At 47.1% G+C, this 11,684-nt stretch carries 9 protein-coding genes; 5 read left to right on the top strand and 4 right to left on the bottom strand.

The features are described from left to right. Positions 1-29 precede the first annotated feature (29 nt). From ACO0K4_RS14530 to ACO0K4_RS14515, 4 genes are all read left to right on the top strand, one after another. A complete protein-coding gene (locus ACO0K4_RS14530) occupies positions 30-1,214 on the top strand; it encodes an MFS transporter (RefSeq protein WP_422957489.1) in 1,185 nt (394 codons plus the stop codon). 50 nt (positions 1,215-1,264) lie between these two features. Beyond that, complete coding sequence (gene ssb / locus ACO0K4_RS14525) at positions 1,265-1,753, top strand: single-stranded DNA-binding protein (RefSeq protein ID WP_422957353.1); 489 nt, start codon at positions 1,265-1,267, stop codon at positions 1,751-1,753. A gap of 487 nt (positions 1,754-2,240) precedes the next feature. Continuing rightward, positions 2,241-2,537 (top strand): hypothetical protein, encoded by a 297-nt coding sequence (locus tag ACO0K4_RS14520; RefSeq protein WP_422957352.1) that lies wholly within the window; start codon positions 2,241-2,243, stop codon positions 2,535-2,537. 216 nt (positions 2,538-2,753) lie between these two features. Next, positions 2,754-3,383 carry a hypothetical protein gene (locus ACO0K4_RS14515; protein ID WP_422957351.1) on the top strand — a complete coding sequence of 210 codons (630 nt, stop codon included), beginning with the start codon at positions 2,754-2,756 and terminating at the stop codon, positions 3,381-3,383. Positions 3,384-3,737: 354 nt separating this feature from the next. Here ACO0K4_RS14515 and ACO0K4_RS14510 read toward each other — a convergent pair whose 3' ends face one another. Beyond that, complete coding sequence (locus ACO0K4_RS14510; protein ID WP_422957350.1) at positions 3,738-4,292, bottom strand: hypothetical protein; 555 nt, start codon at positions 4,290-4,292, stop codon at positions 3,738-3,740. A 78-nt stretch (positions 4,293-4,370) separates the two neighbouring features. Beyond that, a complete protein-coding gene (locus ACO0K4_RS14505) occupies positions 4,371-5,948 on the bottom strand; it encodes a methyl-accepting chemotaxis protein (RefSeq protein WP_422957349.1) in 1,578 nt (525 codons plus the stop codon). Between the two features lie 545 nt (positions 5,949-6,493). Here ACO0K4_RS14505 and ACO0K4_RS14500 point away from each other — a divergent pair. After that, a complete protein-coding gene (locus ACO0K4_RS14500; protein ID WP_422957348.1) occupies positions 6,494-7,939 on the top strand; it encodes an ATP-binding protein in 1,446 nt (481 codons plus the stop codon). 132 nt (positions 7,940-8,071) lie between these two features. Here ACO0K4_RS14500 and ACO0K4_RS14495 read toward each other — a convergent pair whose 3' ends face one another. Beyond that, positions 8,072-8,875 (bottom strand): hypothetical protein, encoded by an 804-nt coding sequence (locus ACO0K4_RS14495; RefSeq protein WP_422957347.1) that lies wholly within the window; start codon positions 8,873-8,875, stop codon positions 8,072-8,074. Positions 8,876-9,407: 532 nt separating this feature from the next. Beyond that, positions 9,408-11,564 carry a carboxy terminal-processing peptidase gene (locus ACO0K4_RS14490; protein ID WP_422957346.1) on the bottom strand — a complete coding sequence of 719 codons (2,157 nt, stop codon included), beginning with the start codon at positions 11,562-11,564 and terminating at the stop codon, positions 9,408-9,410. Positions 11,565-11,684: the final 120 nt, after the last annotated feature.

Here is an 11,684-nt window from a genome sequence, read left to right as displayed (position 1 = left end):
AAACCAGCCCGAATCCTCTGCCCGACAGCATGAGCCGCGCTGAAATCCTCGCCAGCAGCTCTTTAGCATCAATCTTCGCTTTACGTATGCTAGGTCTGTTCCTGATCTTGCCGGTCTTTGCAATCCATGCAAAATCCTTGCCTGATGGTGACAACACGACCCTGGTTGGTATGGCGATGGGAATCTACGGCCTGACTCAGGCGTGCCTGCAAATTCCTTTTGGGATTGCATCGGATAAATTTGGCCGCAAACGCATTATTGTCATTGGCCTGATGTTGTTCGCCTGCGGTGCATTGATCGCTGCTTTTTCACACACCGTCATGGGCATCCTGATAGGCAGGGCTGTGCAAGGTGCGGGGGCCATCTCTGCGGCAATTACGGCACTGATCGCCGACGCTACCCGTGAGGAGCACCGTACCAAAGCGATGGCGATGGTCGGCGGCTCGATCGGCATTACTTTTGCACTATCTCTGGTTGCTGCTCCGGCACTGTATCAAGGCATCGGCATGGATGGCATCTTCATCCTGACGGCAGTATTGTCTGTTGCTGCGATTGCCGTCGTCATCTGGATTACACCTGCGGTACGCGGGACAGCACAAGAAAAAGTCGCCTTCAGCGCAGTGCTCAAAAATCCTGAATTGATGCGGCTGAACTATGGGGTATTCGTACTGCATCTGACGCAGGTAGCGATGTTTGTCGTTGTGCCATCGGCGCTGATTCAATACGCAGACATGCCGCTGGCATCGCATTGGAAAGTGTATCTGCCTGCCGTACTCGGATCATTTTTTGCGATGCTGCCAGCGATTATCGTGGGTGAAAAGCAAGGCAAGATGAAACAGGTATTTATCGCCGCAATTGCATTACTGCTCGCAGTGCAGATCGGATTCTGGCAATTTTTGAGTAATCCTGCGATCTTGATGGCGTTGCTATTTGCATTTTTTCTGGCTTTTAATATTCTCGAGGCCAGTCAGCCGTCCCTGGTATCGAGAATCGCGCCGCCAGCCGCCAAAGGCGCTGCTCTGGGCGTATATAACACCTTGCAAGCATTGGGTCTGGTCTGCGGCGGCCTGCTTGGCGGCTGGGTAAAACAGCATGCCGGCGCATCTTCCGTATTTATTGTAAGTGCCTTTCTGACCCTGCTCTGGCTTATAATCGCAAACAATATGCCAGAATTGCCACGTCGCGCCAAAGCCTCGCAGCAGCTTCCAGCCTAAAGAATTAAACACTTAAATGACAGAAATTTACTGAATTACAGGAGAAACACATGGCATCCCTCAATAAAGTCCAGATCATCGGCAATCTCGGACGCGACCCAGAAACGCGCTATATGCCTAGCGGCGACGCCATGACCAGCATCACTGTTGCCACAACAGAGAACTGGAAAGACAAAGCCACCGGCGAGAAAAAAGAACAGACTGAATGGCACCGCATCACCTTCTTCGGCAAGCTCGCCGAGATCGCTGGCCAGTACCTGAAAAAAGGTTCGCAAGTCTACGTAGAAGGCAGCCTGCGCACCCGTAAATACACCGACAAAGATGGCGTAGAAAAATATTCGACCGACATCAAAGCAGACACCATGCAAATGCTGGGCGGACGTCCAGGCATGGGCGGCGGCGCACCGATGGACGAATACGGCGGCGCACCGTCAGCACCACGCCAAAGCGCACCAGCACCATCATCCGCACCACGCCAGGCACCAACTTCACGCCCTGCACCGAATTTTTCGGATATGGATGATGATATTCCGTTTTAATCTTTCCAAAACTTCTCATTCGTATCTGCGATGTGAAGTGTAAAGTTGTAATTCAAAGCCTTGAGTCATCAGGGCTTTTTTTATTTCGTCGTAGATCAACGGGAAAATTTTTTACCAGGTTATTTGGTAAAGGAATGCATAAGATAAGTGGCATTGTTTGATCTGACGATTGACTTCATAGCCAACCAATTAAGCGGGTAATGCAAACTAGGTCGCTGAATCTGCCAGCGCACTAGGTACTAGTCGTTTTCTTTACCTGGAGACTGTAATGCATACTGCAAATACGCCCTCAGACCTGATCGAGTGATCGTCTGTAGCTCAATAGTCGCTTGCGTGGTTTGTCTGTTTTTTATAGCTGCATATGTATGCAGTTTGTTGGCGCAAGAACCAAAAATCAAGAGAGTTTCCAGAGAACTAAATTTTCATGATGTATCGCAACATTTAATGTTAAATTAGCATTTTTATATTGATGGCACGTTAACCGCCTATGTCAATTCACTCGCCAGCCTTTGATCTTGTGACTGCTGCACTGACTCAGCCTTTATACGGACTGCCGCTACGTGTCATTGCCATCAATGGATCATATGCTGCTGGAAAGACCACGCTTGCCCGTTACCTAGCTTGGTACTTCAATATATCGCTGATCGAGACTGATTTATTTTTTGAATCTGGGTTACCTCTTAAGTACCGGAACGAAGAAATCGAACGAATTATCTTTTTCCGTCTTTCTCTGCCACGCCCAGTAATTGTGGAGGGGATCGCGGTTCTGGAATTGTTGACTTAGCTAGGAAGAACACCAGATTTCTTAATCAATCTGAGGAAGCTGGTGCCGTCTTCATCAAATACGAATCTTTCGCCAAGTCCCACAATCGCTACCAGTACTAACGAATCATGTACAACTGTCGAAATCGCCTTTTATCACTAGCAGTGGCTACATCATCCATCAACACGAACGATGAGCAATGAAATTATATAAACGTTACTTGTATGAGTGTCTCAATTGAGCGAATTTGAACTTACTATCTACAAATTGTTATTAAAAGAAATCGAGCAAAGCGATTTTGAGCGATGGGTGTATTCAGAAAAAAAATTGAGCGAGATATTAACGTCTGACGATTATTTAGAATTAATTTCTTTAAACTATCAAACGTCTTCGTCTTTATACGATGCAGGGAAAATACTTCGAAAGCATATTGGGATTGGAAAATGCTACGAATGGCATTTAAAGAACGTTCTTCAAAGAATCATAAATCGTACTGCAGATGTACATAAATATATTGAGGAATGTTACGACCTCTATTGCGACGGGTACTATTTTCTGGATAATCTTGGTTTGGGATACGGACTCGCCGTGATCGTTCCTCGTGAGAAATATAAAGGCGAAACATGGCTGGAATTGACCACGCAAGATCAGCAAGAACTAATAAATGAGTTTTATCCAGGTATAGCTGAAGAAGCGAAAAAAGTTATTTCTTGGCTTAATTCAGGGAAAATTGTTTTAACCGATCATAGTGGCGAATATCAAGGTATTGAATATCAAGATAATAGAACTGCCATTGAAAAAGAGCCGACAGGTTACAAATGTAAAAAACGTGAAGTTCTTACTAAAAGCTGGTGGAAATTTTGGTGATTTTTGGAAATGAAGATGGAGCTTCAATCGGAAACTGTACATATTGCAATTTCGACTCTCAACATTTCTTAATGGATTACTTTTCGAGATTTATGTATCGCGCACATTTCGGGATAGCTCAACCTTAAAATGAAACGTGCAAAAATAAATGATCAGGAACTCCCAATAGCAGATGCCTTTACTTTAGATCGCCATATTGATAGCAAGAAGCCTCACTCCTGATATTTATCCATCAGCCTTTTTAATTCTCCGTTCGCTTGCAGAACAACAAGCGCTGAGCGGATTCTCAAGCGGTCACTGTTTGGCACATACTTAGACGTCGCCATATAGAGTTTTTCTGAGAACTGTAATTTGCTAATCAATCTGACTTTGTTCTCCATGCCTGCTTTGAGGATGTCGGTTTTGATGCCCGGTGAACGATGGCAATAAAAACGTCCGCGGCCAGCCAGTATTAGACAAGGGAGTTGTTCCGCCCGAGTCGATTGTCAGTCCGCCGAGGTCCTCAAGAATATCAACGATGCCAAAGCCATGCATGGCCAGGATGATGCCGTCTTTACCTAGTTTGCGGATATCGTCCCAGCTATTAATCTCGACGCTATCATCTGCGCGTGCTGCGAGTAAATAGTTGACGGAAAATAGCGGCGTGTCAATGAACGCATAGATGGCTTCAAAGCGCTCGATATGTTGTACGCCGCAAATGACATCAAGTGCTCCCGATTTGAGGTTGTTATCAATGCGTGCGCGCGGTTGCCACGTCTGATCTCCGGTAAATTGAATAATGGGGTCGGCTTTTTCTATGGCACGAAAAATATCGACACAAAGACCCGCGATCGCGGATTTGCCATTGTGTGTTGCAGCGATAAATTTGGGCTCAGAAGATTCTTGTGCCGCAACACGAAACTGCAGCATCTCGATTGCATATGACTGTCTGCACGAGAGAGTCGCCAGTAACAAACAAATCCAAAATTTCATGAAGACCGATTCTAATCATCTCGCCAGATAAGGCGCTCTGTAGGTGGCTGTTGAGGCTAATTTGAATACACTGACGACGTCGAGCAGGCTATTTGCCTGATCCTGCATACTTTTTGCCGCGGCGGCAGCTTCTTCGACCAGTGCTGCATTTTTTTGTGTGACATCATCCATCTGCATGACGGCATGATTGATCTGGTCGATGCCGGATGATTGTTCGTTACTGGCATTGTTGATTTCGCCCATGATATCGGTGACGTGTTTGACGCGCTGGACGATCTCATTCATGGTGGCGCCAGCCTGGTCAACCAGCTGAGAGCCTTCTTCGACCTTGCCAACAGAGTCGGCAATCAGGGCTTTGATTTCTTTCGCTGCGCTGGCTGATCGTTGCGCCAGATTGCGTACTTCGGATGCCACAACCGCAAAGCCGCGCCCCTGTTCCCCCGCGCGTGCAGCCTCTACTGCCGCGTTTAAGGCCAGGATGTTAGTTTGAAACGCGATGCCGTCAATCACGGCAATGATATCGACGATTTTTTTCGATGACTCATTGATGGAACCCATGGTGTTGACGACTTGTGCGACTACGGCACCACCTTTGATGGCGACTTCAGAGGCTGCATGAGCTAGCTGATTGGCTTGCCGCGCATTATCAGAATTTTGCTTCATGGTGCTGGTGAGTTCTTCCATCGATGACGCGGTTTCTTCCAGCGAGCTTGCTTGCATTTCGGTACGTGATGATAGATCTAGATTGCCATTTGCGATATCGGTCGAAGCGCTGACGATGGTATCGGTGCCGCTGCGCACCTCATTGACGATTTTCAATAATCCGTCATTCATGTTTTTGAGCGCTTGCATCAGTTGTCCAGTTTCATCTGATGAATGGATTTCTATTTTGCTTGTCAGGTCGCCGTCTGCAACGCTTTTTGCCAGATTGACCGCATTGTTCATGGGCCTGGTGATGCCCTGCGTTAAATACCATGCACAAATTACACCGAAAATAACGAAAACGAGAATCAGAGAAATAACCAATATTTTACTTTCGGAGGCTATGTCATCCACATTTTTGCTGAGTTTATCTACCGACTCTCTTTGGAATTCGAGATAGTCAAGCTCACTTTTTTGATACGCATCTGACATGGGTTTAAATTGTTCAAACAATTTGGCAACTTCGTCCGCTTGTTCTGCCTTTTTTGCGTTATTGATCAGGTCGCGGGTGGTGATATATTGTTTTCGGATCACAATAATTTTTTGTAGCAGATCTTTTTCAGCTGATGAGCTGATATGGTCTTCCATATATTTTTGGATCTCGTTATTCCGGGTTGAAGAATTTTTTATATCTGCCTCAAAAAAATCGGCGAGGCTGGGATCAGTGCTTTTGACAATCGCTAGCGTACGCTTCAGACCCGCGACGGTAATGCGATACCATTCTTCGGTAAGCCGCTCTTTTTTCAGGGGCTCCTGCATCATGGCGCGAGTATTCGCCGCAACCTCACTCAAGCGCCACAGACCGATGCCGGATGACAAAGTGGCCAGCAACAAAACCAGTCCAAATCCAACGCCAAGACGAGTGCCAATGGGTAAATTGCGAATATTCATTTACAACTCCATGGAAGTAATTAAAGTGCGAACGGGTTAAAAATAGCGAGTTCGTTTTTTCTTGAATCGCCGTCGAGTTTTTTGTGGATCTTTCTTGTCAAATTTGTCGATTTTTTTGATGTAAGTATGCTGTGCCAGAAATGAAAAATTTTAATAAGCTAATCCAGAAAAAAGTCGATCAGAATATTCGCCGACTCAAAAAGACTGATTGTGAAATATCCTTGCGGGGGAATTGATTCAAGGTATTTATCTTGTTGTTATATTGGGTGAACAGATGAATAAGATGACTTTTTTTTAAATGAGGCCTCTTACTATCTAAAGTTAGTTGAATCGATATAAATAGGCAAGTAGTCATTGGCTTTCATGTTTGAATCGACGGTCTTTCGTTGCTTCATTAGCTCTCCGTTGGTTGTAGATACAATACCGGGAGAGAGGGACAATCCCGCACGCCTAGTGTCATGATGATGTCACTATAATCATTGAATACATGTACAAGTGATAAGCTTTCGCCTACACTAAATCATTGCAAACGGAGACGGGTGCGGATGATGACTCTCGAACAGGATAAAGCGGTACAGCTGGCCGAGGATTTGCGTAACGGTCAGAACGAATTGCTGGAGATGATCGCGAAGGGTGCTCCTTTACGAGAGATATTGACGCGGTTGATGTTGCTGATCGAAGCCCAGTCTGAAGGTGTCCTGTGTTCTATCTTGTTGCTGGATGACGATGGCATTCACATCCGCAAAGGTGCTGGTCCGAATTTGCCTGAATCCTACATGAACGTACTCGATGGCTTTGAGATCGGGCCTGCCGTCGGCTCTTGCGGTACAGCGATGTATCGAAAAGAGATGGTCATTGTCAGCGATATCATGAGTGATCCTTTATGGGCGCCTTATAAAGATTTGGTTGCTGAACATGGTCTACGAGCCTGCTGGTCATCGCCGATCTATCTGAACAAGGATAAGGTGCTGGGCAGTTTTGCGATGTATTACCGCGAGGTGCGAAGCCCCGGCCCTGCCGATATGACACAGATTGCCGTTGCGACGTATCTTGCCGGGATTGCGATAGAGCGCACCCGCCGTGAGCAGGAGCTTGAGGTCCATCGTCATCATCTGACCGAGTTAGTGAACGAGCGTACTGCTGAATTATCGACAGCAAAAGAGCGGGCAGAGGTCAGTAATATGGCGTTGAGCAAGGCGAATCATGAGCTTGCCAGTGCCTTGCATAACCTGAGCATTACGCAGGAAGAATTAGTCAGACGGGACAAGCTTGCTGCACTGGCAGCATTAGTGGCAGGTGTCGCACACGAGCTCAATACGCCTATCGGTAACGGCTTGATGGTCGCCAGCACATTGTCAGAATTAACCCGTGAATTTGCGGATGCCTATGAGCAGGGGATGAAGCGATCCTCCCTTGAGCATTATCTCGCTGAAGCAATACAGGCCAGTGATATTTTGCAGCGTAATTTGCAAAGGGCTGCTGATCTGGTGAACAGCTTTAAGCAGGTCTCGGTAGACGAATCGAATTACAAACGATCGACTTTTATATTAGCCGATTTTGTCGCAGACATTGTCAGCACGATGATGCCATTGCTGGAAAAAAATGCGGTGAAGCTGGTGCAAAATCTGCCGCCAGAATTGACGATTGAGAGTTATTCCGGCCCTCTGGCACAAGTATTGATCAACCTGATCAACAACTGCCTGATTCATGCGTTTGAGGGCCGCGATCATCGAGTGATTGAGATCGCTGCCAGCGTCCATCCAAAATGGATAAAGCTATCGGTCAAAGATAATGGCGTCGGTATTCCTGAGGGAGATCTGAAACATATTTACGATCCTTTCTTCACGACCAAGCTGGGGGCCGGAAGTTCAGGTCTGGGCTTACACATCACCCACAATATTGTCACTTCTTTGCTGGATGGAAAAATTGATGCAGAGAGCAAAGCCAGGGTCGGAACCTGCTTTACAATCAGTTTGCCAATCCTGGCATAATTGATTTTCTTTGATTTTCTTTGATTTGAATTGCTTTTAGCCGTATCTGGTTTTTAACTCGAATTTCATCGAAATTTCACCTATATTCCATCGGCATATCAATGTCATTGGAGTCGTCGTTGACCTATAAATTCAGCGTGCAGAAAAACGTACCTGAAGCAATCCAAGTTCACCAAAAACTATTTTGGTAGTGGCATCTATTGGTACTTCAAAGCTGCCTGCATACGACCCGGTAATGACCGCTTGCCCTGCCAGCAAAGCCTGACCTTGACTACGCAAATAATTGACCAGCCAGTACAAGGGAATCCGTGGATCAGCATCGGGATGACGGCCCTTGAATTGCTTTGTTGCCTGAGCTTCTGTATGAACATCAATGCACACATGTTCTCGCGTGCCGGCGTGTATTTCGCTCAATTCCATCGCGCTCAGTTGCGGACCAATGAACAGACCTTGATTCAATAATCCGTCAGCCAGATTTTCTGCGAAGCTGACTGATCCCGGCGAGGTGTAGCGGCTATCGATTAATTCCAGAGCCAGATGGACCGAACCGATAGCAGCGTCAATTTCCTCATCGCTATACGGCTCTGTCCTGGCTGGCAGGTCTTGCGCCAGAACAAATGCAAGCTCCGGTTCTACGCGTACCTGACCCGCCCTGTTCCATACTTGGCAGTGACCTTGTTCTGCCCGGGTGATTGTGTAAATCGGTGCGACTACCAGTTTACCCTCAGAGGGTGTGCCGCATTTCCAGGCGCGGACAGTAGCACCAAGTTCGGCTGTCACCAGGGTCTGAATCGCCAGCGCAGCCGCCAGGTCGCCGGGCCTGCATGATTCTGGAAGACGTTCGCCCTGAGTACCAGTGCGGCGGCGTTCAGATAATAATCTGGCTGCCTGAGCTGTGGACGCTACTGATGTTGCGGATGTGGAAAATGTCGTCATAGTGGATGTTAATTAAAGGTCGTATTGATTAAAGTCTGAAGCTGCATTTTGCGGTAATTAAGTTGTAGTTTAGTTGTAATTTCGTTGTAATTCAGCGCTAGCTTAGCGGTACCGTAACGACCATTTAACGGGGAATTTAAATATTGAATCCGTAATACTGGTGCGGCTTCCAGAGGCATTTCATGCCATAAGCCTCACCAGTATTGCGGATTCGCTTTTAGAACCTCAAAAAGAATCTTTAATCGATATTTCATAGAAGATTTACTCCTGTCTTTTCTTCGTGTCTCAGTGTCGCTGTGGTGAGCAGTTTTGGCTTTTACATCAGTGCTATCAATATGATTTTTAATTTGGAAATTTTAGAAGTTGCCTTTTGGATGCTCAAAAAATACTAGAAATATCGTACCAGACATACTCTTCGGTCTTGACATGTACACACTTGAGTTCTGGTTTGTATTGCCAATAAAAAAGCCTGCAGATTTTTATCCGCAGGCTTGTAGTGAGGCTGTTAAAACGCTCTGATGGTTAGCTCAGATCAGTCGTGCTTCTGCATCGTGTTGAGTGCGTTGCCGGGCAGGACTCGTGCCGCCAATTTGGCATTTGTCTTCAGTAAATCTACTTCATCGCTCAAAATATGAACAGCCTCATTCAGCAGGACATCTTTTGCGTCTTTTTGCTCTTTCTCTGCGGCGATATCTGCGGCTAAATTGCGTTCATTCGCTTGCAGACCATCGTCTGATTTAGACTTGGTTTTTGTCGGTGCTTTGCCGCCATTTTCGCTTGCTTCACGCTGTTTGATTTTAGCCTCTTGCGTTTCTTTTTCCTTGCGTCGTTCTGCTTCGTTTAAAGAAATGAGTTTCTTCTTACGCAGTGCCTGAACTTCGGCAATATCCTCTTGCAGATATTGAAAATCTTTATCCTTTGCGGTACGTGATTCATAGCGTACTTGCAGCAGTGGCAGCAGATCGGTCAGGTCGCCAGTTGGTTTGTAATCGGCAGCCTTGATCTGAGTCCAGGGCAGGGCATTGTCATAGCTCGATTCGCCAAAACTCTCAGGATCAGTCAGGCTAGGGAAGCTGATATCCGGCGTGACGCCGCGCAATTGCGTAGTGCCGCCGTTGATACGGAAGAACTGGGCGATGGTCATCTTCAGTTCGCCATATTTCGGCTTGCTGTTTTGCGCCATCTGATCCAGATTGACCAGAGTTTGTACCGTACCTTTGCCGAAACTAGGTTCGCCGATGATGACACCGCGACCGTAATCCTGAATCGCTGCGGCGAAAATCTCGGAGGCGGATGCGGAGCCGCGGTTGATCAGGACGCCGAGAGGACCATTCCAAGCGACGCCGGCATCGTTATCGCTTTCGACGCTGATTTTTCCTTGGGAATTGCGTTGCTGGACGACAGGACCTTTGTCGATAAATAAACCGGTTAACTCGATTGCCTCAGCCAGCGAGCCGCCGCCGTTATTACGCAGGTCGATCAGGACGCTATCGACTTTTTCTTTTTTAAGCTCGTCAAGCAAACGGGAAATATCGCGTGTGGCGCTGCGGAAGTCCTTTTCACCTTTACGCTTGGCGTCAAAATCCTGGTAAAAAGTCGGCAACGAAATGACGCCGATCTGACGTGTGATCGTGCCGCTCTTGACTGGGATAATCGATTTTTTTGCGGCTTGTTGTTCGAGCTTGATTTTATCTCTGACCAGACTCACCGTCTGATGCTTGCCGTCAAGGCTGGCATCCGCAGGCAAAATGTCTAATGTCACGACAGTGTCCTTGGTGCCGCGTATCAAGTTCACGACATCATCAATACGCCAGCCGATGACTTCAGTGAACGGGCTATTTTTACCCTGAGCGACGCCAACGATACGATCCCCCACTTTGAGCTGACCGGATAAAGAGGCCGGGCCGCCCGCGACCAGCTCGCGGATAGTGGTGTAATCATCGCGCTCTTGCAGTACCGCGCCGATGCCGATCAGTGACAGTTTCATCGCGATATCAAAATCTTCGGATGCACGGGGTCCCAGGTAATTGGTATGCGGTTCAATCGACGTTGCGTAGGCATTCATGAAGACCTGGAAGGCATCGTCGCTCTTGTACTTGCGCACCCGGTTAATCGATGTGGTGTAGCGCTTATCCAGCGTGTCTTTGATTGCGGCTTCGTCTTTGCCAGCCAGCTTCAGGCGCAACCAGTCATTCTTGACCCGCTTGCGCCAGAGATCCTTGACCTCGTCTTCTGACTGCGGCCACGGTTCTTTTTCCCGTGCGTAGGAATAACTTTCTTGCTTAGTAAAGTCGAACCCTTTTTTCAAAATATCCCGCGCATAGCTGAGGCGATCGACCAGACGTTTTTCATAGAGATTGAAAATGGCGAAAGGGATATTCAGATCTTCCTGATAAATCGCATCGTCAAGTTTGGTGCGCGCACTGGAAAATTGATTGATATCGGCTTGCGTAAAGAACAGTCTTTCCGGATCCAGCGACTTCAGATAACGATCAAAAATCTTTTCTGACATCGCGCCATCAAGCGGGGTCGCTTTGTAGTGGAAGCGCGTCAGAAACCGTGCGCTCAGTGCGGCGGCCTGCGATTGTGATTGCTGAGGTAAAAGCAATTGCGGTGAAGAAGATTCTATATTGTCGGCTTGCGTTGATGCAGCGAAGGCAAGCATTAAGCACAATAGTTTTTTCTTCATGTAAGTTTCTCCAAATCTTGAATGCGGAAAATATAACGCATGTCTCTGCATTGTCAGAGCGATTGATGTAACAAAATGTAGGCTACATCGATACGGGCAGTTATTCTTCTTCGACTGATA

This window comes from Undibacterium sp. RuTC16W, assembly GCF_049339445.1.
Classification (GTDB): Bacteria; Pseudomonadota; Gammaproteobacteria; order Burkholderiales; family Burkholderiaceae_D; genus Undibacterium.
The sequence above is the reverse complement of the archived record's forward strand: the minus strand, read 5'-3'. Positions and strand labels throughout refer to the sequence as shown.

Bases quoted from the DNA above. Each gene is read 5' to 3' on its own strand.
- ACO0K4_RS14530 (WP_422957489.1), top strand. From the start codon at position 30: ATGAGCCGCGCTGAAATCCTCGCCAGCAGCTCTTTAGCATCAATCTTC.
- ssb (WP_422957353.1), top strand. From the start codon at position 1,265: ATGGCATCCCTCAATAAAGTCCAGATCATCGGCAATCTCGGACGCGAC.
- ACO0K4_RS14520 (WP_422957352.1), top strand. From the start codon at position 2,241: ATGTCAATTCACTCGCCAGCCTTTGATCTTGTGACTGCTGCACTGACT.
- ACO0K4_RS14510 (WP_422957350.1), bottom strand. From the start codon at position 4,292: ATGCTGCAGTTTCGTGTTGCGGCACAAGAATCTTCTGAGCCCAAATTT.
- ACO0K4_RS14505 (WP_422957349.1), bottom strand. From the start codon at position 5,948: ATGAATATTCGCAATTTACCCATTGGCACTCGTCTTGGCGTTGGATTT.
- ACO0K4_RS14500 (WP_422957348.1), top strand. From the start codon at position 6,494: ATGATGACTCTCGAACAGGATAAAGCGGTACAGCTGGCCGAGGATTTG.
- ACO0K4_RS14495 (WP_422957347.1), bottom strand. From the start codon at position 8,875: ATGACGACATTTTCCACATCCGCAACATCAGTAGCGTCCACAGCTCAG.
- ACO0K4_RS14490 (WP_422957346.1), bottom strand. From the start codon at position 11,564: ATGAAGAAAAAACTATTGTGCTTAATGCTTGCCTTCGCTGCATCAACG.